This is a genomic window from Algibacter sp. L3A6, from assembly GCF_009796825.1.
Taxonomy (GTDB): domain Bacteria; phylum Bacteroidota; class Bacteroidia; order Flavobacteriales; family Flavobacteriaceae; genus Algibacter.
On the sequence record NZ_CP047030.1, the window covers coordinates 3,894,199 to 3,918,275 of the forward strand.

19 protein-coding genes and 1 other RNA gene are annotated in these 24,077 nt (G+C 32.9%); 11 read left to right on the forward strand and 9 right to left on the reverse strand.

Annotation, left to right across the window (positions count from 1 at the left end):
• Nucleotides 1-32: 32 nt before the first annotated feature.
• From GQR98_RS16230 to rsmD, 3 genes are read left to right on the forward strand one after another with little or no spacing between them, the layout of a single operon-like run.
• A complete protein-coding gene (locus GQR98_RS16230; protein ID WP_159020476.1) occupies nt 33-770 on the forward strand; it encodes a hypothetical protein in 738 nt (245 codons plus the stop codon).
• Entirely contained in the window at nt 754-1,599 is an 846-nt protein-coding gene (locus GQR98_RS16235; RefSeq protein WP_159020477.1) for a DUF3822 family protein, read from the forward strand. Before GQR98_RS16230 ends, GQR98_RS16235 begins: the two co-directional genes overlap by 17 nt.
• Nucleotides 1,590-2,129: a 16S rRNA (guanine(966)-N(2))-methyltransferase RsmD gene (gene rsmD, locus GQR98_RS16240; RefSeq protein WP_159020478.1), complete on the forward strand. Its 540-nt coding sequence runs from the start codon at nt 1,590-1,592 to the stop codon at nt 2,127-2,129. The genes GQR98_RS16235 and rsmD overlap by 10 nt, the downstream gene beginning before the upstream one ends.
• Before the next feature lie 73 nt (nt 2,130-2,202).
• Here the strand turns inward: rsmD and rnpB are convergent.
• Nucleotides 2,203-2,545: RNase P RNA component class A (gene rnpB / locus GQR98_RS16245), an RNA gene on the reverse strand.
• 401 nt (nt 2,546-2,946) lie between these two features.
• On the opposite strand from rnpB, the gene dnaX reads away from it, so the two are divergent.
• The 4 genes from dnaX (at nt 2,947) to GQR98_RS16265 (ending at nt 6,293) form a co-directional block, all read left to right on the forward strand.
• Nucleotides 2,947-4,680, forward strand: coding sequence for a DNA polymerase III subunit gamma/tau (dnaX, locus tag GQR98_RS16250; RefSeq protein WP_159020479.1), 1,734 nt, complete (start codon nt 2,947-2,949; stop codon nt 4,678-4,680).
• A 280-nt stretch (nt 4,681-4,960) separates the two neighbouring features.
• Nucleotides 4,961-5,503 (forward strand): DUF4240 domain-containing protein, encoded by a 543-nt coding sequence (locus GQR98_RS16255; RefSeq protein WP_159020480.1) that lies wholly within the window; start codon nt 4,961-4,963, stop codon nt 5,501-5,503.
• Between the two features lie 57 nt (nt 5,504-5,560).
• Entirely contained in the window at nt 5,561-5,914 is a 354-nt protein-coding gene (locus tag GQR98_RS16260) for a hypothetical protein (protein WP_159020481.1), read from the forward strand.
• Between the two features lie 13 nt (nt 5,915-5,927).
• Complete coding sequence (locus tag GQR98_RS16265; protein ID WP_159020482.1) at nt 5,928-6,293, forward strand: hypothetical protein; 366 nt, start codon at nt 5,928-5,930, stop codon at nt 6,291-6,293.
• 52 nt (nt 6,294-6,345) lie between these two features.
• Here the strand turns inward: GQR98_RS16265 and GQR98_RS19175 are convergent, their stop codons facing one another.
• The 4 genes from GQR98_RS19175 to GQR98_RS16280 all read right to left on the reverse strand — a co-directional run bounded on the left by GQR98_RS19175 (nt 6,346) and on the right by GQR98_RS16280 (nt 8,816).
• Nucleotides 6,346-6,525 (reverse strand): hypothetical protein, encoded by a 180-nt coding sequence (locus GQR98_RS19175; protein ID WP_233268026.1) that lies wholly within the window; start codon nt 6,523-6,525, stop codon nt 6,346-6,348.
• Nucleotides 6,526-6,570: 45 nt separating this feature from the next.
• Complete coding sequence (locus tag GQR98_RS19180; protein WP_233268027.1) at nt 6,571-6,822, reverse strand: hypothetical protein; 252 nt, start codon at nt 6,820-6,822, stop codon at nt 6,571-6,573.
• 145 nt (nt 6,823-6,967) lie between these two features.
• Nucleotides 6,968-7,444 (reverse strand): Hsp20/alpha crystallin family protein, encoded by a 477-nt coding sequence (locus GQR98_RS16275; protein ID WP_159020483.1) that lies wholly within the window; start codon nt 7,442-7,444, stop codon nt 6,968-6,970.
• Between the two features lie 193 nt (nt 7,445-7,637).
• On the reverse strand, nt 7,638-8,816 hold the full coding sequence (locus GQR98_RS16280) for a DUF3095 domain-containing protein (protein ID WP_159020484.1): 1,179 nt from the start codon (nt 8,814-8,816) through the stop codon (nt 7,638-7,640).
• A gap of 185 nt (nt 8,817-9,001) precedes the next feature.
• Here GQR98_RS16280 and GQR98_RS16285 point away from each other — a divergent pair, with 185 nt between their 5' ends.
• Both GQR98_RS16285 and GQR98_RS16290 read left to right on the forward strand, forming a co-directional pair.
• Nucleotides 9,002-9,571, forward strand: a complete 570-nt coding sequence (locus tag GQR98_RS16285; RefSeq protein ID WP_159020485.1) for a DUF4738 domain-containing protein — start codon at nt 9,002-9,004, stop codon at nt 9,569-9,571.
• Between the two features lies 1 nt (nt 9,572).
• Complete coding sequence (locus tag GQR98_RS16290; RefSeq protein ID WP_159020486.1) at nt 9,573-10,154, forward strand: tRNA-(ms[2]io[6]A)-hydroxylase; 582 nt, start codon at nt 9,573-9,575, stop codon at nt 10,152-10,154.
• 48 nt (nt 10,155-10,202) lie between these two features.
• On the opposite strand, the gene GQR98_RS16295 is transcribed toward GQR98_RS16290, so the two are convergent.
• The 4 genes from GQR98_RS16295 to GQR98_RS16310 form a co-directional block, all read right to left on the reverse strand.
• Nucleotides 10,203-10,730 (reverse strand): porin family protein, encoded by a 528-nt coding sequence (locus tag GQR98_RS16295; protein WP_159020487.1) that lies wholly within the window; start codon nt 10,728-10,730, stop codon nt 10,203-10,205.
• Nucleotides 10,731-10,829: 99 nt separating this feature from the next.
• The gene (locus tag GQR98_RS16300; RefSeq protein WP_159020488.1) at nt 10,830-11,735 is read right to left on the reverse strand and encodes a Ppx/GppA phosphatase family protein; all 906 of its coding nucleotides are present in this window, start codon (nt 11,733-11,735) and stop codon (nt 10,830-10,832) included.
• A gap of 1 nt (nt 11,736) precedes the next feature.
• Entirely contained in the window at nt 11,737-13,803 is a 2,067-nt protein-coding gene (gene ppk1 / locus GQR98_RS16305; protein WP_159020489.1) for a polyphosphate kinase 1, read from the reverse strand.
• Between the two features lie 176 nt (nt 13,804-13,979).
• Entirely contained in the window at nt 13,980-14,465 is a 486-nt protein-coding gene (locus GQR98_RS16310) for a SixA phosphatase family protein (RefSeq protein WP_159020490.1), read from the reverse strand.
• A gap of 460 nt (nt 14,466-14,925) precedes the next feature.
• On the opposite strand from GQR98_RS16310, the gene GQR98_RS16315 reads away from it, so the two are divergent.
• Nucleotides 14,926-15,456, forward strand: a complete 531-nt coding sequence (locus GQR98_RS16315) for a hypothetical protein (protein WP_159020491.1) — start codon at nt 14,926-14,928, stop codon at nt 15,454-15,456.
• Nucleotides 15,457-15,488: 32 nt separating this feature from the next.
• Nucleotides 15,489-24,071 carry a gliding motility-associated C-terminal domain-containing protein gene (locus GQR98_RS16320; RefSeq protein ID WP_159020492.1) on the forward strand — a complete coding sequence of 2,861 codons (8,583 nt, stop codon included), beginning with the start codon at nt 15,489-15,491 and terminating at the stop codon, nt 24,069-24,071.
• Nucleotides 24,072-24,077 lie beyond the last annotated feature (6 nt).

Sequence of the window (24,077 nt, forward strand, 5' to 3'; positions counted from 1 at the left end):
ATTAATAAACTTTTTAAATTAAATAACGTATTATGTTGACATTTATTCTTATTGTGGTTGCGGTGATTTTAGGGACAATCGCCTTAGTTAAGCTGGTAGATAAATTTGTACCAAATAAATTAAAGCCTGTATTAAATATTGTGCTTTGGGCATTAATCGCCTTTTTTGGTTACCAGACGTACATGTCGATTTACGAGCCAATAAAATTCAACAAATTAAAAAACGAGCGTTACGTAGTTGTTATTGAAAGTTTAAAGGATATTAGAGATTCTCAATTAGCACACAGACAAGTAACAGGTAAATTTACTGATAGCTTTGATAAATTAATTAAGTTTATAGACACTGCAGAATATACTATTACACAACGTCGTGATTCTAGTGTTGTAGATGAAGAGTTAACAAAACGTTACGGTGTTGATACTTTTAAAGATATTATGATCCTTGATACATTAGGAACTGTATCAGTAAGAGATTCTTTATTCAAAAAATCTAATCGTTATAAAACAATGATGAATGTACCAGTTGGTAAAGAAGGTGCTACCTTCGATTTGAAAGCTGGTTTTGTTAACCAAAACGATATTAACATTCCTGTATTTGAAGCTTCAGTTAAAAAAGAAGTTCTTTTATACGATCAAAATCCAGATTTAGTAGCACAAGAAAACCAAGTAATCGCGGTAGACGGTGTTAATGGAGATGCTATAAAAGTAGGTTCTATGAACGAAGTTAAAACAAACGGAAACTGGCCAAAAACTTATGGCGATAACGAATAATAATACAGCTATTATTAGCAAATTAACAAATATAGAACTGTCCATTCAAATAAGCTTGAGTGGACTTTCTTTTTGTACCTTAGATAGAAGTACAAATACCATTACAGATTTAAAAGTTATCTCATTTAAAAAGAAATTAAACCCGCTTGAGCTTCTCGATAAGCTAAAGGAAACCTTTAATACAGAACCGGCCTTACAAAACAACTTTAACACCGTTAATGTTATTCATGAAAACAACCTTTCAAGTCTAGTTCCTAAGTCTATTTTTAACGAAGCGAGTATTTCAGATTATTTAAAATTCAGTACCAAAATTTTAAAATCCGATTTTATAACCTATGATGCTATTGAATTAAATGAAAGTGTTAATGTGTATGTCCCCTACGTTAATATTAATAATTTTATATACGAAAAATTTGGAACATTTACCTTCAATCACTTTTCTACTATATTGATTGAACAGATTCTGCACATTGAAAAAGATGCCACGATTCAAAAAATGTATGTAAACATTAATGCAGATCATTTTGAAATAATTATTGTAAATCAAACCAAATTAATTTTCTATAATACTTTTGAATACAAAACAAAACAAGATTTTATTTACTACCTAATGTTTACTATAGAACAATTAAATTTGAACCCAGAAATTATAAATTTAATTTTTATAGGCAATATAGACCTCAAACACGAATTATTTACTATTGTTTATAAATACATTAGGTTTGTTTATTTAGGAAACAGAGAAGATAATTTTAAATATAAAATTAACGCACACCCCAATAGTTATCATAGTAATTTCACTTTAATAAAAAGCTTCGAATGCGCATAATATCAGGATTATATAAAAGTAGAAAAATACTAGCACCTAAAAACCTACCTGTTCGCCCAACAACAGATATGGCTAAGGAATCGCTATTCAATATTTTGAACAACACCTTTTATTTTGACGATGTTTCTGTACTAGATTTATTCGCAGGCACCGGAAATATAAGCTACGAATTTGCTTCACGAGGTACCGAACAAATTACTTGTGTAGATCAAGATTTTGGATGTATTAAGTTTATAAACAAAACGGCGGAACAGTTCGATATGCCAATAAACACCATTAAAAGTGATGTCTTTAAGTTTTTAGAAAAATCGACCTTGCAAAGCAATATTATATTTGCCGACCCACCATACAATTTCGACGAAGATAAATTTGGAAAAATTCCCGAATTAGTATTTAAAAACAACATGTTATTGCCAGAAGGCGTGCTTATTGTAGAACACTCCAAACATACCGATTTATCTAAACTAAGCAACTATAGCCACTCTAAAAGTTATGGCGGTAATATGTTTAGCTTTTTCGAAAACGCATAAAAACACCACAACTAAACTAAATCAATTTAAACCAGAAAAACCTTCGAGGCGCAAGCCAAGAAGGTTTTTTTTATAGGTAAGTAAATCTATAAGCCGAATTCTGTACCCCTTAAACCACTTTAGGTAAAACCTAAATAAGCCTAAAAAGCCCTTATCATTTATCTGAGTGTTTTGTTACCAAAACACTTTAGCTGCTTACCCTCCAGCATCGGGCGTTCAACCCTCAAGCACTGGTTTACATAACATTGCACCAAATAGAGTTTACCTGGTTTCACTACAGCATAATCTGTACATTCTTTCTGTTGCACTGGTCCTAACCTCTCGGTTGGTGGCCGTTAGCCACTATGTTGAACTACGGTGTCCGGACTTTCCTCCATTTTAAAATAAATTAAAACAGCGATAAGGCGATCTACTAGCCGTCAAAATTACAACAAACAAATATTAAAATGCAACATTATAAACTTAAAACACAAAATAAAATTTGGGCGTTCCCCAAGGGTCGGGCTTTCCGCAGTCGCTTTTTTGTGTTGCAATAGGTGCAACAACACAAAAAGAGCTCCAACAATGCTGCAATCCCTAACGCGGGCAAGTACGTAAAGGTTTCTAGTTTTGAGTTAACTACGGGCTTTCTTAACGATAAAAACAGCATCAATAAACAAAACATATTCAAAATTTATCTTCTTGTTTCATGCATCTAAAAATCTTAATTCACCCTAAAAAACGCCGTTGTTAATAACTCCCTTTAAATTTCGTCTTCACAATTTAATAATCCAATTTGAATTTTTAACTTTGTTACTTATTCAATAGCAACAAAAATTTGGAACATTTTATAGTATCGGCTCGAAAGTACAGACCTCAAACATTTAAAGATGTAGTTGGGCAACAAGCCATTACCAATACTTTGTTAAACGCTATAGAAAATAATCATTTAGCCCAAGCCCTTCTATTTACGGGTCCGCGTGGTGTTGGTAAAACAACTTGCGCACGTATTTTGGCTAAAATGATAAACAGTGATGGGAAAGAAACTGGCGACGAAGATTTTGCTTTTAACATCTTTGAACTCGATGCGGCATCTAATAACTCGGTAGACGATATTAGAAGTTTAACCGATCAAGTTCGTATACCACCACAAGTTGGTAAATACAAAGTTTATATCATTGATGAGGTACACATGCTATCTCAAGCCGCTTTTAATGCCTTTTTAAAAACATTAGAAGAACCGCCAAAACACTGTATTTTTATTCTTGCAACTACCGAAAAACACAAAATAATACCAACCATATTGTCGCGTTGTCAAATATTCGACTTTAAACGTATTACGGTAAAAGATGCAAAAAACTATTTAAAATACATTGCAGAAGAACAAGCTATAGCAGCCGAAGACGATGCATTACATATTATTGCGCAAAAGGCTGATGGTGCTATGCGTGATGCACTTTCTATTTTCGATCGTGTGGTAAGTTTCTCTGGTAAAAATTTAACCAGACAAGCCGTAACCGAAAACTTAAACGTACTCGATTACGAAACCTATTTTGAAAGCACCGATTTAATACTCGAGAATAAAATACCCGATTTACTTATACAGTTCAATAATACCTTATCTAAAGGTTTCGATGGTCATCATTTTATTGCTGGTTTAGCCTCGCATTTTAGAGATTTACTAGTAAGTAAAATACCAGCAACTATAGAACTGCTAGAAGTTGGTGAGCAAACACAGGTAAAATACTTAGAGCAATCTAAAAAAGCCTCGCAAGAGTTTTTAATGCAAGGTATAAATCTTGCTAACGACTGTGATCTCAAGTACAAAACCAGTAAAAACCAACGACTCCTCGTCGAACTTTGTCTCATGCAGCTTGCCTCTATCACTTTCGATGGAGAAAAAAAAAATAGCAAACATTACATAATTCCCGCGTCTTACTTTAAAAAGAAAGGGATTACTCCTATTCCGGTTACTGTTCCTGCAGCCAAGCCAATTACCCAACCTACCACAGAAGTAAAAACTGAAACAACCGCTAAAGCTCCGGCAGCCAAAAAATTAGAAGAAAAACCGGCTATCAACACGCGCATAAAATTAGATTTAACCTCTGGCAGTAAACGTCGTTCTGGCTTATCTTTAAGTAGTATTCGTGCTAAAAAAGAACACCAAATTAAACAGCTAGAAGTTGTTGTTGATGAGGAAAACTTACCAACCGAAGACTTTACAGAAGAAGCTTTTATGGAAGCTTGGTACTTTTTCTTGGATAAACTTAAAAAGGATGGCAAGCATAATTTAGCTTCTATCTTAAATATGGATACGCCTAAACTAAAAGGCACCGATATCCATTTAACCTTCCCTACGGAAACTAATAAAAAAGAAGTGATGCAAGGTCAATACGACCTCATGACTTATATTAGAACAACGCTTAATAATTTTGATATTAGCTTAGTAATTACCGTAAACGAGGTAATGAATAAAAAATACGTATTTACTCCTCAAGATAAATACGAAAAGCTTGTTGAAGCTAATCCGAGTTTAGAGCTTTTACGTCGTACTTTCGATTTAGATTTATAAACTTTACTTCCTATTACCAGTATCCTATTTGTTAATTACTTTGTTTAATACTAAGTAATTAAATAAGGTCTTTCTTGCTTTATATTTATTAAGTTTATGGTTTGAATGAGGTTATTTTGTAGTGAAAATAAAATAATCCTTATGAATTCAATATCTTGATTAATTCAAATTAATACCTTTTTAGATTTTTATGCATCCATTAATACCAATATTAATTATTTTGACTATCGTGTTGTTCAATTATTTAAGGAAACAAAGGACAATCGAAAAACACAACGAATTGAAAAACGAATATACCGAATTATTAAAAAAAATAAAACCAAGAGAAAACTTAAAAGAATATAACGAATCTAAATTTTGGGAGTTAGTTGATAAAGCTAACAAAACAGCTGGTAATAACTATAACAACAAAATTGGGGTAATGAAAACTTTATTAACAAATTATTCCGCAGATGATTTAATAGAAATAGACAATTTACTTAATAGACTTATTTCTTCTAAAATCAGTCATACCATTATTGCTGCTTCACAAATAATCTTTAAAACCTCTGAATTTAGAGCAACAACTTTGCTGATGAATCTTTTTATTCTAAAAGGAGATAATTATTTTCAATATGCCTGTCAAAATCCCGAATTAATTGTTAAAGAGGAAATTATTGGTTTTTCTTATGAAACTATTGGAGATATTATTGAAGAAAAATATAAGCTTAAAACGAATGAGTTATTACCAACAATTAATATTGATTTACAAATTTCTGGAACTCCTCTTTCATTAAAAGATTACCCTATTAAGCTTCCTAAAATTTGGGAGAAATTTGGTTAAAAAAAATTACACGTCGGCATAGAGCTAATACTAAGCCTTAAATTATCATTAACCTAAATGAGAAACTTAATTCTAACTGTATTAATAATAATTCTTTTACCTAGTTGTTCATCAAAAAACATCAATAATGACTTACTAGGAAATTGGAAATCGACAAAAAGCTCAAATATTGTAGAATTACAATTTTGTAAGGATTCTTTAATCTCTAACACTTTGGGAAGAAGAACAAAATTCTCATGGCAAAATGATGAAACGCAAATTTATTATACTCAACTAACAAACCTTATTCCTGACCTTAAAACTGATTTTATTCTCGAATATAGATTAAATTCAGAAAAAGATACTTTATTTTTAAAAATTGAAAAATCAAAACTTACAAACGAATTTGTAAAAACTTCTCCAGATGATTAAATCAAAATTCTAAATGCTAGAAATAAACGAACAGACCTACGATTTTATATGTTTTAGTGATTTGGCCTATGAATTTGACTTTAGCAATCTCAAAGAGGCTGAAAAAAAAATAAAACGCAAACTAAAATATCATAACCTTGCAGAATATAACCAAGAAAGAATCGATTACATTAGGGTTTTAAAAAATGACCTGTACCAAGAAATTAAACAAGAAACAAAATCGAAATACTACAATTATTCCAAATCTAATTATGCTGAATTTACTGATTTTGATATAACAAGAATGAAAGTAGATTATCTAAATAAATATGAAATAATTAATGATTCAGATATGTTTGCAATTTTAAACTTCGCGATATACCTATACCACATGCGATGAAAAAGAAACGCATTTAATATAACTCTCAAAAAAACTAAAAGAATAGCTTTCGCTATTCTTCATCTTCTTCTGGTAAAACGAACTCAGACTGATACTTTTCTAAAAATTGTTTTTGTCTTGAAAATAGGCCTTGACTTATTTGATCTCTATCCATAAAATCTGTACCAAAATCACTTCCGAAGAAATCATCATTAAAGAAATGTTTACTAAAAAGAGAATCTTCAGTAAACATATTCTCAAAACCTTGGTGTTCAAATCGTGAATAATTCTTAAAAAATTAAGACTTAAAACTTCGCATTAAACTATCGCGATCCATAGCCGATAATCCTTCCATATTATTGCTAGAAGACCAAGAATAAATGCTATCGTATTTAATTAAATTTCCATTTTCATCAAATTCTTTGTCGACTTTCCAAGCCCCTTTAGGTCTTTCTATTTCGGTAATTTCTACTTTTTTATCTTCACTTTTTTGTCCGCTGCAATTAATACTTAAGAATGCAACTACTAATAATAAAACACATTTTTTCATGATTCTAAGTTTTGAGTTAAACATTTATCTACATCTAAAAACGGCATAGTTTACTAAACAAAAAGGATTTAATAAAGTAAGGCTGAAAAAATTCAGCCTCACTAATAATCTAATAATCCGGTTGCTTAAAAGTTTAGTTCTACTGTTAAGAAATTTTAATTTGTCGCGCAGGCTTTTGTTTAGCCTCTTCTTTTTTTGGTAAAAGAATATTTAAAATACCATCTTGATAATTGGCCGAAATTTTATCATCGTTTACCGTTTCGGGTAAGGTAAACGTTCTTTTAAATGCCGAATAACCAAACTCTTTGCGCGTATAGTTTTCTTGTTGCTCTTCGTGAGTTTCTTTTTTCTCTGTGGAAATAGATAACACGTGATGATCTAAATCTAATTTGAAATCTGATTTTTTTAAACCAGGCACAGCCATTTCAACGACATAGTTATCGGCTGTTTCTTTTATATTTACTTTTGGTAAAGAGACACCTGTATTAAAATTAGAGGTGAATACAGAGGGTAAATCTCTGTTAAAAATATCATCTAACCAATTAGAAGTACTTGGGAAGCTTGCATTTGAATTTGTGTTTGCTAAACTTCCGTTTTTAGGAACATTTACTAAATTGCTCATAATTACAAAATTTTAAATTAAACATGTTTTTCAAACTTGAAACCTTTTCGATTTCGGAGTGTATAAAACAAAAAAAATACCAAACGCATTTTTTTTGTTTTGGGTAAATATTTATGTCATTTTTTCAGAATACTTGTCAGAACTTCATAAAAAAAATGAAATATTGACATTTGAAGATGATATAAATCGGGGATTATCGTCTTAACTGAAGCTTCTTCATTTTTTCTTTAAACATGATGGCTGCACTAGTGTAACCACCTTCTGTACCATCTACAAAATGAATGTGTTTTTCCTGACGATCTTCTATATAACAAGACATTATAGAGGCGTGCGTAATGTGTATACCAAAAATTATTTTGCCTTCGGCCTCTAACCTATTTAAAAACGTTTTTAAGGTTTCCACCTGAGCTTCTGTTCCCGAAATTACGGTGTTTAAAAACCCATCGAGCATAATGGTATCGGTTAATTGAGCAATGCGCTTTTTCTGAAGTTTTCCAACTTTAAAAAACTTAAAAGAAACAACGCCAATTAAAGTAATTAACCAATTACTAACTAAATATCTCAGGCTATATTTACCAATTCTAGCATACATTTCTTTTTTAATTTTCCCTAAAGACGGATCGAGTTTTAGTTTATCACTAGAAATGGGGTTTCGGTTAATTAAAGTCCCAAAAACTTCATCAATTTCTGCCATAATCTCAGCATATACTTCAGCTTGAATACTTTCATCATCACAATCTACAAGTAAGCAAATTACCTTTTTATCGGTTTTGTTTGGGTATATTTCGTCCCAACGACATTCCATACCATTTAAATTAAGCTTGGTTGCTTTTTCGCTATAAATATCCGATGCTTTAAAACTTTCTTTTATAATCTGCTCGGCATATTTAAGGCCATTTCCTAGAACTACTGGTGTGGTTAAATATTTATTATGCCTAAGCTTAGTGATTCTCAAGTTTACATTATTTGCATAAACCTTTTCAACTCCTAAATACCCTACTCTTAAATTTAAATCTGTAGATTTTTTTATATGCTGGCTATAATTATTTAAAGCTAATAATATAGGTTTTAAAACCCTATTTGGGACAATAAAAGTAGAACCATCACCTCCAAAAAAATAAGGGATTTTAAGGTTTCTATTAACAAACTTTAAGGTGTTTAAAACAGTTATTATACTTCCTGTAGCACTTAAATTTACATCATTATGAAATCCACGAGCAACAGCATCGGTAGAGTTTTCGATATCTGTAACTACAATAGACCAATTTTCTGGCACATTGAAAAACAAGGTTTCATTTTTTAAAAGCTCAGCCAATGGCAGACTGCTTTTAGAAATGTTTTTGTAGAAATTTAAATTGCTTTTCTTGTTCAAACTAATCGAGGGTATCTAGATATATGGATTTAAAGGTAACACTTATCAATGAATAATAATACCTAAATTTAAAACCAACTATTATTATCAAAATTTCATTTAATCACCCTTTTATCAATTAGAGCATTCGCCTGAATTTTGGTATCTTTGAATGTCTTTAGTCGTATTAATTTCTATAAAAAAACATGAAGAAACTTATATTTTTAATATTCATCATTTCCATTGTTTTTGCATATTTCGATGGACAAGAGCGTAAGTATAGTAATAACCGTGATGTTTTACAAAGCTCGAATTTATTAGAATCTTTTTCTAAAAAAGTAAAGTATACACCAACCGAACCTGTTGAAATTGTAACCGATACCATTTTAAGCACAGGTTTTGAAGTGAAATTAAAATACCATTCGCTTGAAAATAACTTTATATCAAATACTACTACAGATAAAGATCTAAGCGCTAAAGAAACGCATTATAAAGACTTTGCAGCCCAGTTAAAGGTTTTAATACATGGCGAATTAATTACTGAAAGTTTAATAAATAAAGGTTTGTTTAAAGGTTACGCCAATGCGGAATTTTGGAAGCAAGCCATTATGCAACATGTTTGGATAGATTATCAAAATTCTACAGATCAATATGTGCAATTAAACACCTCTTTTCGAGTTCTAGAAACCGAAACTTATAAAGACTTTAGTATTTTAATTAATTCGTTAGGATCAATTGAAATTAAAGAAATAAATTTGCTCTCAAATACCATTTAATATGTTAGGCTTAAAATTACCAACCGACCCACGCTGGGTAAATATTGTAGAAAAAAACATTAAAGAAATATTAATCGATCATGCCTTTTGTGAGCAAAAAGCAACGAGTACGGCTATTTCATTAATTGTTAGTTTTCCTGAATACACCGAGCTGGTGCAAGAAATGGTAGCTTTAGTAAAAGAAGAAATTAGCCATTTTAAAATGGTACATGATAAAATTTTGGAACGTGGTTGGGTTTTAGGACGCGATCGTAGTGACGACTATGTTATTGAGCTCTTAAAGTTTTTCCCTAAAGGAGGAAGTAGAACAACACAATTGGTGCATAGATTGCTTTATGCTGCTTTAATTGAAGCTAGAAGTTGCGAGCGTTTTAGATTACTTTCTGAAGAATTAGAAGATAAGGAACTTGCAGAATTCTATAGAAATTTAATGGTAAGTGAAGCCAACCATTACACCATGTTCTTAGGTTTTGCCAGACAATATGGCGAAAAAAAAGAAGTTGACACCAAATGGCAGCAACTTCTTGAATATGAAGCTAAAATTATGCTTAATTTAAGTAAGTCTGAAACGATACATGGTTAGAATAACCACATTGTTTTTTCAACTTAATTAAGCTTAATAATTTTTTGTTTAGAATTTATAACCAACACCAAGTTGGATGTTTCTATTTTTAGCACCAATACCTAAGTGCTCATCAAATATATTAGAGAAACCGTAAGTATATCTAATATCTGCAAAAAGCATTAAGTTAATTTTATACTCTACAGAAGCTACTCCAGAATACGCAAAGTTACGAATACCATCTTCGTACTTATGTACTTTTAATCCCACTTGTGGCCCAAGACCTGCGTGAAACTTTTCGCTTATTCTGTAACGCAATAAAACAGGCATTTGTAAATAATCTAGATTAATTACTTCTTCCTTTGCTCCTTCCGCAGAAAATTGAAATTCTGGCATTAATGACCATGTTTTATTTAGGCTAATGGTTGCAAAAGCACCGAAATAAATACTGTTTCTATGTTTATTTTCTATTGAATATGGTTCGTCGAAATCTAAATTAGAAATATTATAACCGCCGCGAACTCCGTATTTTATATCTTGTGAAAAACCATAAAAAGACAGGCTTAGTAAAAGAGTAAAGAGTAATATTTTTTTCATAACAAATAGGTTTGGGTTTGTAATTTATACCACAATATGTGTGCGAATATATATTATAAAATTAAAAGCATACAATTAATGTAGGTAAAGTGCAAGATTTTACTGTGTATTACTCGAAACCGTATCATAGTAAATACTTTTTATGATTCCATCGGCTAATCCAATTTTAGGAACATAAATATTTTTGGCTCCACTCCACTTCATCGCAGACATATAAATACGCATGGCTGGTATAATTACATCGGCTCTATCTTGATTTAAATCTAACTCCGTAATACGTTCCTCGTAAGAGTAACTTTGAAGTGTGTTGTAATAAGAAGTCATATAAAAATACGTTAGCGGTTTCCCCATAGCCTTACCAGAAATCTTGAAAATTTTATTAATATTTCCACCAGAACCTATAACTTCAATTTTATCGTAAACTTTGGTGTTATCACTAATCCAGGTTTGTAACTCTTGCCAGGTTTCCTTTCTAACCATATCGTTAAGCAACCTTACTGTACCAATTTTAAACGATCTAGAAATTACTTGCTTTCCATGATCTATTACAGTAAACTCAGTACTACCACCACCTACATCTACATATAAGTATATTTTGTTTGGCTCTATAAATTTATTTAAATCTGTTGCAGCAATAATAGCAGCTTCTTCTTCACCATCAATAACATCGATTTTTATCCCAGCGTGTTTTAAAACAGCTTCTACCACTTTAGCACCATTATCAGATTCTCGCATTGCAGACGTTGCACAGGCTTTATATTTAACTACTTTATGAGATTTCATAAGTAATTTAAAAGCCAACATAGTATCTAAAATACGTGCTGTATTTTCTTTAGAAATTTTGTTTTTAATAAATACATCGGCTCCCAAACGAATAGGCACACGAACCAACGAGTTTTTTTTAAACTGAACTGGCCTACCCTTTTGCTCAATAATATTTGATATAAGTAACCTGACTGCGTTGGAACCAATATCTATGGCCGCATATTTTTTTATTGAAAGCATATTACTTTTCTAATTTTTTAAGATAATAATCGTAAACCACAAACTGAGATCTCAACGGCTCTTCATCATTTACTTTATATTGATTTTCTTGCGAATCGTTCAATATTCTCGCTTTCACGTTATCGTTCCAACTGATATCGAAGGTTTCTATTATTTCCTTTTTAACATCTTCATCATAAATAGGACAACTTACTTCTACCCTATTTTCTATGTTTCTACTCATCCAATCGGCAGAAGAAATATAGATCTTCATATCACCATCATTTCCGAACATATAAACTCTAGAATGTTCTAAAAATTTATCGACAACGCTTATCACTTCAATATTTTCGCTCATGCCTTTAATTCCAGGAATTAGAGAACATATACCACGAACAATCATTTGAACTTTTACACCACCACGACTCGCTTCATACAATTTATCAATCATAGTATAACTCGATACACTATTCATTTTTAAACGTATTAATCCTTCTTTACCATTCTTTACATTTTCTATCTCTTTATCAATTAATTTGAAAATAGATTTTTGCGTATAATGTGGTGAAACTATTAAATGTTTATAGCTGTAGATTTTATAATTCGCTTGGAAGAAACTGAATATTTTATTAACGTCTTTTAAAATACGTTGGTCTGCTGTAAACAATGTATAATCTGTATATATTTTAGCCGTAGACTCATTAAAGTTTCCTGTGCTTATAAATCCATAACGCTTCAGTTTTTTACCTTCTTCACGCTCTACAATACACATTTTACTATGTACTTTAAGCCCAGCAACACCAAAAATAAGGTTGATACCTTCGCTCTGCATTTGCTCGGCGTAATCTATATTGGCTTGCTCATCAAATCTAGCACGTAACTCGATAGAAACCGTTACCGCTTTTCCGTTAATGGCCGCATTAATAAGTGAACTCGCAATATGAGAAATTTCAGCTAAACGATAAATCGTAATTTTTATAGTTTTCACTTGTGGGTCTAATGCTGCTTCTCGCAAGAACTTTACAACATAAGAAAAAGTTTGATAAGGTGCATAAAGCAAATAATCCTTTTTAGTAATAGCTTGAAAAATACTCTCTTGAAAAGTAAGTCCTTTAATTGGTAAAGGCTCTATTTTATCGTAAAGTAAATCTTGTCGGCCTAAACTCGGGAAGCCCATGTAATCTCTACGGTTATGGTAACGCCCACCAGGAATTATACTATCGGTATCATCAATGCCCATTTTAGACATTAAATACTGTAATGTTTCTTTATGTATGGTTTTATCGTAAACAAAACGAACAGGTTCTCCAACTTGTCTGTGCTTTACACTATCGGATATTTTTTCAATAAAACTTTTACTTAAATCACTATCAAAATCTAGCTCACCATCTCTAGTGATTTTAATCATGTGTGCCGAAATAGTTTTATAATCAAAAATATTAAAAATGTCTCTTAAGCAATAGCGTAATAAATCGTCAATCAATATAATATAACTTTTATTACCTTGTTTCGGTAACTCAACAAAACGATCTATAGATTTTGGTATTTCAATTAAAGCAAATTGCTTGTGATCGCCAGCCATAAGCATACGCACAGCCAAATATGCAGCACTATCTTTTAAGTTCGGCAGTACTACCAAATCGTTAAGTATAATGGTAACCAAAGCAGGACTTACTGTTTTAATAAAGTAATTCCTTATAAATTCATGCTGAGATTCATCTATTTGAGTTTCGTTTATAATGTAAATATCCTCTTTTTCTAGTTTACATTTAACATCATTTAAAATATCTAAACTTTCACTCTGTTGCTTAATTACAATTTGTGTAATTATATCTAATAATTCCTTGGCTTTTATACCACCTAACTCGTTTTTACCACCTTTACCAGCTTCTACAATTCGTTTAACGGTAGCGTAACGCACTTTAAAAAATTCATCTAAATTATTAGAAAAAATACCTAAAAAACGAAGTCGTTCTATTAAAGGTACATTGTTACAAGTGGCTTCTTGCAGTACACGTGCATTAAATTGCAACCAACTTATTTCTCTATTTATATAACTATTATTATGGACGGGTTCAGTTTTTATCATTGTACTTTTAATTGAAACATGTAAAAAACAAATATATTCTATTTACATGTAAAAAAACAGCAATTTAGGGTTATCAAATATTTAATTTTAGAGGAATATAATTAATTTTTATCCATTGACAAATACCTTTTATCGAAGAATTCGAAAAAACAAAACCTTAAAAAACTTTAACTCTCTTACTTTAAGTCTTTTGGAAATATTGTAGTGACAGTTTCCCCATTTTCAATAGCTTCCCAATTATCAACATTAAAATCTATAATAACCAAACCACAGGTAGGAACATTGTCAATAAACTTGCTTCCAAAGGAATTTACAAAATCTGTAATAGCATGATTATGACCAAAAACCATAAGCGTATTTACAGATTGTGGACAAGATTTGATAACACGCGTTAACATTTCGCCTGAAAAGTCATACGCTTCATGGTTATACTGTACGATTTCCGAAGAAATTTTAAGTACAGAAATAAAAATATCTGCTGTAGTTTTTGCTCTTGTAGCATCACTAGAAATCACTAAATCGGGCATTAAAATAAAATCTTTGAAGTGACTAGAAACAAGACTTGCATCTTCTAATCCGCGTTCATTTAATGGTCGTTCGTGATCTATTACATTATGGTTCCATGAAGATTTAGCATGGCGGACTAGTATTAATTTTTTCATTTTTATCGTTAAATCACTAAATTTCATCGACATATAGTTTTTTGACTCGATGAAATTCAATTTATTTGCACATAAATTTATTAAAAAAATTGAGTTGCTCAGAATTTCTCTCAAATATATTTATTTGAAGCAAGGGCAATCGTTCAAAACATACTAATAACCGATTAAGTGAAAGCAAAGAACCTTACAACGACTTTATTAGTGATTTACCATTTATATTTGATTAACATGCTTTCAATGCTTTCTTTTGATGAACCTATAAAATATAAAAAATTATGATCCCAAATCTAATTTTAAACTTAATATCTGTATTGTTTTGCAGTGCTTTGGCATTTTGTTTCTTCCCTAAGAAGACTTTGAACATATTATTTGACATACACAAGTAGTGCATACCTGAGACTTATTTGAACTTGGATGTGCCCTAAAGTGTTATTATATATTAAAAATTGACTGAATGATTATGAAAAACAACTTATCTAACCTACTTAAAAGTATCGCACTGTTTTGTGCTGTAGTACTTTTATCTAATCACGAAAGTAACGCACAAGAACATGGAATTTATGAGTTAAACGCTTCTAGCCAATTTTCTAGAGCAACAGCAAGTAAATCTAAAACTTCAGATACTAGAACTGAATTTTATAATCTTTCTCAAAAACTTCATCCAACAGCTTATCTAGCTAACAATAAATTAAAGAACACATACGGTGATGGTGACGTTGTAAAACTGACCCTTGATGATGTTGCTTCTTTAAACTTAGTGAAACAAGGTACAAGAAATTACGAAAATGTTGAATTAATTACAATTACCTTAAATAGTATCGCTGATTTAATTACACCTATTAATTTATCTAGTGAATCTGGATTATCAAAATTGAAGTACCTATATATTAGATGCCATTTTGATTGTAATAACGAACAGATTAAAGGTTTTGTAAAAAACATATCGAACAGCAATGTACGCGTGTTTTATACTTCAGTTAGGCCTTCATAACATAATATTTCGATTTTAATAAAAATTAAGAAATGAAAAAATTCTACACTAAACAATTTTCAGTATCTAACACATCACTTAGTTTGATGTGCTTTACTGTTTTGCTTCTCTTATCTGTTTTTAATGGTTATAGCCAAGTAATTGTTGACTTTACACCAAGACAAAGCTCCTTTAATATACAAGGGGATTTTTCCATGATTGGAAACACCAACCTTACTCTTTCCGACTATGATGATACATCTAGTAACGGTGAAGATATGAGGTATGTGGATATCGATGGCGATTCCCGCACATTCAACTCATCATCTTCTATTTTAGAATTTTCAACAGAAAGTGGAGCGCTCGTTGAATGTTCTAACATCGTTTATGCTGGATTATATTGGACGGGTAGAGCAAGTCTTGATGGTGCAGATGCTAACGAGGATGGAGACGGAAACCCAGATACATTTAGTGTAACTAAAGATGCTATCACTAAAGATTTCAATAAAAGAAAAGTCTTATTTAAAGGACCAGGTTTTAATTACCAAGAAATTACAGCAACAGGCATTGAGTTCCCGGATGATGAATCGAACAACATGTACGCTGCTTATGCAGATGTTACCGATTTACTTGTAGCTAATGAAGGTGCTGGTGTGTACACTGTTGCAGATATTGCCACTATAGAAGGTAACGGCTACCCTACTGGTTATTATGGTGGTTGGGGATTAGTTGTAGTCTACGAAAACTATAAAATGAAATGGCGTGACATTAGTGTTTTTGATGGATTTGCTTACGTAAGTTCTGGTGGTGGAAACGAATATATTGATATAAGCGGTTTTAAAGCTGTTGAAGAAGGAGACGTTAATATAAAACTAGGTGTAATGGCTGGTGAAGGTGATGTTGGTGTTGGTGGAGATAGACTTTCTATTATGATTCGTGATACTGATGATGTTCAAGGCATACCTGCTACTTTTCTAAACAATTCTTATCGCGATTTAGTACATCCTGGTAATACGGTTGATAACTTCTTTAACTCTTCGATATATACGCATAACGGTGCTCCTGGAAAACGAACTCCAGATTTAAACAATAATACGGGTGTAGATATTGCTGTATTCAATATTGAGAATTCTGATCAGTCTTTAATAGAAAATGGACAAAATTACACTCGATTTAAATATAATTCTTCTCAAGATACTTATATTATTTTCAACGCTACCTTTGCTGTAGATGCTTATGTCCCAAAACCAGAAGGCGTTATAACTGCAACAACTGTAAACGGGACTCCGCCTACAAGTTTAGAACCTACTGACAGTGCTGAATACATTATTGATATAAAAAATACAGGATCTGAAGCAACAAACAATACCGTTGTAACAATACCACTTCCTGATTCTGTAAATCCTAATGATTTAAATATAAATACAAAAAGTAGTATTATTCCAGCTCCGACTTCAGAAATAGATCCTACCATAGGAACAAATGGAGCTATAGTATGGAATATTGGTACACTACCAGTGCCAATAGATCGTGATACCGTTTTAGCAAGCATAAGTTTCTCTTTAACGGTAACTACAGATTGTGATTTTTATCAAGATGATGAAGATAAATTTGTTTCTGTAAACGGAAAAATTAGTGGTGTTGGAGCTACCTCTGGTGCACCATTCGATCTTACTCTTATTCAGGGTTACGAAATGTCTGGAAATTGTATTGGAGCTAGCATAGCTGCACCTATAATTATTCCTATCAATTATAAAAGTTATGTAGACTCTCCTCCAACTGGAGATGCTCCTGCAGATATAATGATTGATTGTGGAGAGGTTGTACCTGTTGCAGATACCGCTTTAGTTACTAACTTACAAGACAATTCAGGTGAAACACCTATAGTTGCTTTTGTTGAAGATGTATCAAACAACGCAACACCAGAGGTTATTACAAGAACATATAGTATTACCGATGATTGTGGTAATGTTACTAACGTAACACAACAAATTACCAGAATGCCATCGCCTCCTCCAACAGCAATGTGCCAAGATATTGATGTAATATTAGATACTACCGGAAATGCAACTATAACTGCAGATCAAATAGATAATGGGTCTTCTGCTTGTAGTGGTGCTGTTACATTATCTGCTTCACAAACTGAATTCACTTGTAGCAATGTTGGTGTAAACACCGTTACACTTACCGTAACAGATGTAAGTGGACAAACAGCAACCTGTGATGCAACGGTAACTGTTATTGATGACATCAATCCCGAAGCACTTTGCCAACCTGTTACAATTTACTTAGACGCGGCTGGCGTAGCAACATTAGCTCCAAGTGACATAGACAATGGCTCTAACGATATTTGCGGTATTAAATCTTTAGAAGTTGATAAAGACACTTTTTCTTGTACAGACTTAGGAACAAACACCGTAACGCTTACCGTAACGGATAATAGTGATAATGCTTCTACTTGTACCGCAGAAGTTACTGTTGTAGATAATATACCTCCAACAGCTATTTGTGCTAATATTACGGTGCAATTAGATGCTAGTGGTAACGCTAGTATTAATCCTGAAGATATTGATGGCGGTTCTAGTGATAATTGTTCAACAATTACGTTTTCTGCTTCTAAAACTGCTTTTACTTGTGATGATTTAGGTGTAAACTCAATAACACTAACTGTTACAGATGCTAATAGTTTAGAAACTACATGTACTGCTGAAGTTACTGTTGTTGATAGTATTGCTCCAGAAGCTATATGTTTTAATGAAATAGATGTCGCTATTGATAGTGCTGGTAATGCTTCAATTACTGTAGCCGATATAAATAATGGATCTACTGATAATTGTTCTATCGATAGTATCACTATAGATAAAACAAATTTTGATTGTAGTAATATTGGTGCAAACACTGTAACCTTAACAGTTACTGATACGTCAGGTAACAGCGACACTTGTACAACTACAGTTAATATTGTAGATAACCAAGGACCAGCTGTAGCATGTAAAAGTATAACTGTTGAATTAGATGCAAATGGTGTAGCTACTATTGTGCCGGGAGATGTGGATGATGGTTCTAGTGATTGTAGCGGACTAAGCTCTACAACATTATCGCAAACAACATTCGACTGTTCTAATTTAGGTGCTAACAATGTTACCTTAACTGTTACTGATAATGGTGGCAACGTAGAAAGTTGTATTGCTGTTGTAACTGTTGTAGATAATGTTAAACCTACAGTTATTTGTCAGAATATTGTAGCGCAATTAGATGCTACAGGAAATGTAACAATTAATGCTACTGATGTTGATAATGGCTCGAATGACGCTTGTGGAATAGACACACTTACTTTAGATGTTACAGATTTTACTTGTGATAATATTGGCGCAAACACGGTAACACTAAACGTTATAGATGTAAACGGAAATTCAGAAACTTGTACTGCAACTGTTACGGTTGAAGATAATGTTGCTCCTACCGCTCTATGCCAAGCCATAACGGTTCAATTAGACGCTACAGGTAATGCAACCATTACTCCAAGCCAAATAGATAATGGTTCTACAGACTCATGTGGAATTGATACACGTACTCTTGATATTACAACTTTCGATTGTTCAAATATAGGTGACAATACTGTAGAATTAACAATAACCGATATAAACGGAAATGCTTCTTCTTGTACTACAACAGTAACAATAGAAGATAATGTAGCTCCTACAGTTCTTTGCCAAGCCATAACAGTTCAATTAGATGCTGCTGGTAACGCAAGTATTACTCCAGAACAAATAGATAATGGTTCTACAGATTCATGTGGAATTGATACACGTACTCTTGATATTACAACTTTTAATTGTTCAACTATTGGTGACAATACTGTAGAATTAACAGTAACCGATATAAACGGAAATGCTTCTTCTTGTACTACAACAGTAACCGTAGAAGATAATGTAGCTCCAGTTGGAATTTGCCAACCTTTTACAGCACAATTAGATGCTTCAGGTAGTGTGACCATTACTCCAGACGACGTTAATAATGCTTCAACTGATGCTTGTGGTATTCAATCGCTTTCATTAGATAAAACAACTTTCGACTGTACTAGTATTGGAGACAACACTGTGGAATTAACAGTAACAGATAATAACGGAAATACATCTACTTGTACAACAACAGTAACCATTGAAGATAATATAGCGCCAGTAGTGTTATGTAAAGATGCTACGGTTCAATTATCTGGAGAAGGTTTTATTACTATTTCTCCTGTTGATATTGATAATGGATCTTACGATTCATGTAGTACTGTAACAATGACTGTCTCTCCAAGTATTTTAGAATGTTCTAATGTTGGTGAGAATACAGTAACTTTAACTGTAAAGGATTTAAACGGAAACGAAGAGAAGTGTACTGCGATAGTAACTGTGGAAGATATTACACCGCCAACTGTTTTATGCCAAGCTATAACGGTTCAATTAGACGCTGATGGTAATGCAAGTATTACTCCAGAGCAAATAGATAATGGTTCTACAGACTCATGTGGAATTGATACACGTACTCTTGATATTACAACTTTCGATTGTTCAACCATTGGTGACAATACAGTAGAATTAACAGTAACCGACATAAATGGTAATAGCGCAACTTGTACAACAATAGTAACTGTTGAAGATAACATTGCTCCAACTGTTATTTGTCAAGATATCGTTGTTCAATTAAATAGTTCAGGAATTGCAACTATTACTGCTGAAGATGTAGATAACGGATCTAATGATGCTTGTGGTATTCAAAGTACTAGTTTAGATATAACAACTTTCGACTGTTCTGACGTTGGAGTAAATACAGTAACACTAAAAGCTGTTGATGCAAATGGTAACGAATCGACTTGTGATGCTTTAGTAACTGTTGAAGATAATGTAGCTCCTGTTATTGCTTGTAAAAATATTACAGTACGTTTAGATGAAACAGGTTCTGTAATTATCGAGCCAAGTGATATTGATGATGGTTCTTCAGATTGTAGCAGTGAGGTAACACTTGCAGCTTCTCAAACCGTATTCGATTGTTCTAATATTGGCGCAAACACTGTGACATTAACGGTTACAGATGCTTATGGAAACGCTGGTACATGTGATGCACTAGTAACAGTACTAGACATTGTTCCTCCAACAGCTATATGTCAAGCCATAACGGTTCAATTAGATGCCGATGGAAATGCGACTATAACACCTGAACAAATTGATAATGGATCTAATGATGCTTGCGGTATTCAAGATCTTAGTTTAGATATAACAACTTTCGACTGTTCAAATATTGGAGATAACACTGTAGAACTTACGGTTACAGACAATAATGATAACGTATCAACATGTACAGCTATTGTAACTGTTGAAGATACCACTGCTCCTGAAGCCATTTGTAAAGACATTACTATTCAATTAAATAGTGCTGGAAATGCTGATATTGTTGCTAATGATATAGATGGAGGTTCCACCGATAATTGTGGTATTCCTGCACTAAGCGCATCTCAACTTAACTTTACCTGTGCAGATATTGGGGCTAACACTGTTACCCTTACCGTAACAGATTCTAGCGGTAACGAAGATACTTGTACAGCTACAGTAACTGTTGAAGATACTATTGATCCAACAGTTGAATGTAAAAACATAACAGTACAATTAGATAATACAGGAACAGTTTCAATTTTACCAGAAGATGTTGATAATGGTTCTGCAGATTGTAGTGGCGAAGTTTCTCTTTCTGTTTCTCAAACAACATTCGATTGTACTAACATTGGCGAAAACACAGTAACACTTACTGTTACCGATATAAATGGAAACGATAGTTTCTGTGATGCTATTGTTACTGTTGAAGATATTACACCTCCAACAGCAATATGCCAAGCTATTACAGTGCAATTAGATGCTGACGGAAACGCAACAATAACTCCTGACCAAATTGATAATGGTTCAAATGATGCTTGTGGTATTCTAAGTACTAGTTTAGATATAACCACTTTCGATTGTTCAAATATTGGAGACAACACGGTAGAACTTACGGTTACAGATAACAACAACAATGTTTCTACATGTTCTGCTATTGTAACTGTTGAAGATAACATTGCACCAGAAGCTATATGCCAAAGCATTACAGTACAATTAGATTCTAACGGTACCGCTACTATTGTGGCTGACGATATAGATAATGGTTCTAACGATAATTGTGGAACAGTAACACTTGCTGCTTCTCAAACCATTTTTACATGTACAGATGTTGGAGATAACAACATTACATTAGAAGTAACAGATGCTAATAACAATGTAAGTACTTGTACTGCCATTGTAACGGTAGAAGATAACCTTCCGCCAACAATTTTATGTCAAGATATCACGGTTCAATTAGATAGCGATGGTTTAGCTACTATAGCGGCATTAGATATCGATGGTGGATCTACAGATGCTTGCGGGACAGTTTCATTAACAGCTTCTCAAGCTAGTTTCGATTGTTCTAATATTGGAGATGTTATTGTTACATTAACAGCAACCGATGTAAACGGAAACTCAAGTACTTGCGATGCAACAGTAACTGTAGAGGATAATATTGCTCCTACTATCACTTGCCCTGCCGATGTTGTTATAACAGCCGATGCAGGTCAGTGTACTGCAACTAATGTAGACTTAGGTCTTACAACAACAAGCGATAATTGTGAAGTAGCCTCTATTACAAATAATGCTTTAGAGCCATTTGTTTTAGGTGAAACTATTGTAACATGGACAGTAACTGATACATCAGGAAACGAAACGACTTGCGAACAAAAAGTAACAGTAACAGATGGTAATTTACCAGAAGTTGTTTGTCCTGCAGATGTTTCAGTATTTGTAGATGCAGATTCTTGCAACGCAACAAATGTAGAATTAGGTACTTTAGATATTCAAGATTGTACAAGCGTTATTACAGTAAACGATGCGCCAGAAGCTTTTCCTATTGGAGATACGCTAGTAACATGGACGGTAACAGATTCTGAAGGTAATATTAGCACCTGTACACAAACAGTAACGGTTGTAGATAATATTCCTCCAACTTTCGTTGAAGAATTACCTGCAGAAACAATCACTATTGAATGTAACGTCGTTCCTACTCCTGAAACATTTACAGGGGCTGATAATTGCGCTACACCAGTAGTTACTTTTAATGAAGAACGTACAGACGGATCTTGTACTAATAACTATACTTTAGTTAGAACATGGACAGTAACAGATGCAGCTAATTTAACAACTAGCTTTACACAAACTATAACAGTACAAGATACCACCGCTCCTACATTTGTTGGCGATTTACCTAGTGCTAATTTAGTGGCTGAATGTGACACGGTTCCTACGGCAGAAACATTAACTGCTGAAGATTCTTGCGGAACAGCAACAGTTACGGTACAAGATATCATTACAAATGGTGATTGTACCTCTAATTATACTATTGCAAGAGTTTGGACAGCGGAAGATGAATGTGAAAACAAAACATCTTACACGCAAATAATTTCAGTTCGCGATACTACGCCTCCCGTTTTCGATGCGCCTTTACCTGCTGAAACACTAGAAGTGGAATGTGATGCCATTCCTGATGCTGAAGTTTTAACTGCAACTGACAATTGTGGTAATGCTGCTGTAGAAGTGAATGATGTAAGAACGGATGGCGATTGTCCTTCTAATTATATCATAACAAGAACATGGACAGCAACAGACGATTGTGATCTTATAGCAGAACATACGCAAATAATTACCGTTATAGATACTACAGCTCCAACACCTAGTACTACTTTCGATGCGATACTAGATGTAAGTTGTACAGATATTCCAGAAGTGCCAACAATTGAGTTTACAGATAATTGTTCGGATAATGTTACTGTTGAATACAGCGAAACAAATTCATTTGATAAAACGGTTTTAGTAGATTACCAAATTGTAAGATCTTGGAAAGCTACTGATGCTTGTGATAACAGTGAAACTTACACGCAAACATTAAATGTTGCTTTAGATGAAATTTATAGCGATATCGTTGCACCAGACTGGTGTTACAAAGAAGGTGTTTTAGATTTAAATGAATTTATTGATCCTGCCTTAGATACCGATGGTACTTGGGAATTATTAGAAGGTGATTTAAAAGCTACTTTAACAAATAACTTATTCGATCCTTCTACTCTAGAGCTTAGCGCAGATTTCTTACCTAATGATGGTGGAATTGATTATCTATTCAGATACTCTACAACAAACAATGGTTGTATCAGCATTACAGAGATTACAATGAATATCCATGCGGATTGTGATGTATTACCTTGTGGTGAAAATGATATTGCAATTTCTACTGCTATTACACCAAACGGTGATGGTATAAACGATACGTTCGATATCTCTGGAATAGATTTATGTGGCTTTGTTGCTAGCGTAAAAATATTCAACCGTTGGGGCGCTATAGTTTACGAATCTTCTAACTACACTTTAGGTAGCATGTCTACTTCTGGTAGCGAAGGCGATTGGGATGGTTACTCTCCTACTTCTGCAATAGGAAACAATGGAAAATTACCTAACGGAACATATTATTATATTATTCATTTACAAGATAGTGGATTAGCACCTTTAACTGGCCCAATATATTTAGGAACAAAATAAAATATT

What these genes read in the sequence shown, in the direction of transcription:
- GQR98_RS16235 (WP_159020477.1), top strand. Translation starts at nt 754, where the DNA reads ATGGCGATAACGAATAATAATACAGCTATTATTAGCAAATTAACAAAT.
- GQR98_RS19180 (WP_233268027.1), bottom strand. Translation starts at nt 6,822, where the DNA reads ATGAAAAAATGTGTTTTATTATTAGTAGTTGCATTCTTAAGTATTAAT.
- GQR98_RS16310 (WP_159020490.1), bottom strand. Translation starts at nt 14,465, where the DNA reads ATGAAAAAATTAATACTAGTCCGCCATGCTAAATCTTCATGGAACCAT.
- ppk1 (WP_159020489.1), bottom strand. Translation starts at nt 13,803, where the DNA reads ATGATAAAAACTGAACCCGTCCATAATAATAGTTATATAAATAGAGAA.
- GQR98_RS16285 (WP_159020485.1), top strand. Translation starts at nt 9,002, where the DNA reads ATGAAGAAACTTATATTTTTAATATTCATCATTTCCATTGTTTTTGCA.
- GQR98_RS19175 (WP_233268026.1), bottom strand. Translation starts at nt 6,525, where the DNA reads ATGTTTACTGAAGATTCTCTTTTTAGTAAACATTTCTTTAATGATGAT.
- rsmD (WP_159020478.1), top strand. Translation starts at nt 1,590, where the DNA reads ATGCGCATAATATCAGGATTATATAAAAGTAGAAAAATACTAGCACCT.
- GQR98_RS16290 (WP_159020486.1), top strand. Translation starts at nt 9,573, where the DNA reads ATGTTAGGCTTAAAATTACCAACCGACCCACGCTGGGTAAATATTGTA.
- GQR98_RS16320 (WP_159020492.1), top strand. Translation starts at nt 15,489, where the DNA reads ATGAAAAAATTCTACACTAAACAATTTTCAGTATCTAACACATCACTT.
- GQR98_RS16275 (WP_159020483.1), bottom strand. Translation starts at nt 7,444, where the DNA reads ATGAGCAATTTAGTAAATGTTCCTAAAAACGGAAGTTTAGCAAACACA.
- GQR98_RS16260 (WP_159020481.1), top strand. Translation starts at nt 5,561, where the DNA reads ATGAGAAACTTAATTCTAACTGTATTAATAATAATTCTTTTACCTAGT.
- GQR98_RS16315 (WP_159020491.1), top strand. Translation starts at nt 14,926, where the DNA reads ATGAAAAACAACTTATCTAACCTACTTAAAAGTATCGCACTGTTTTGT.
- GQR98_RS16230 (WP_159020476.1), top strand. Translation starts at nt 33, where the DNA reads ATGTTGACATTTATTCTTATTGTGGTTGCGGTGATTTTAGGGACAATC.
- GQR98_RS16295 (WP_159020487.1), bottom strand. Translation starts at nt 10,730, where the DNA reads ATGAAAAAAATATTACTCTTTACTCTTTTACTAAGCCTGTCTTTTTAT.
- GQR98_RS16300 (WP_159020488.1), bottom strand. Translation starts at nt 11,735, where the DNA reads ATGCTTTCAATAAAAAAATATGCGGCCATAGATATTGGTTCCAACGCA.
- GQR98_RS16265 (WP_159020482.1), top strand. Translation starts at nt 5,928, where the DNA reads ATGCTAGAAATAAACGAACAGACCTACGATTTTATATGTTTTAGTGAT.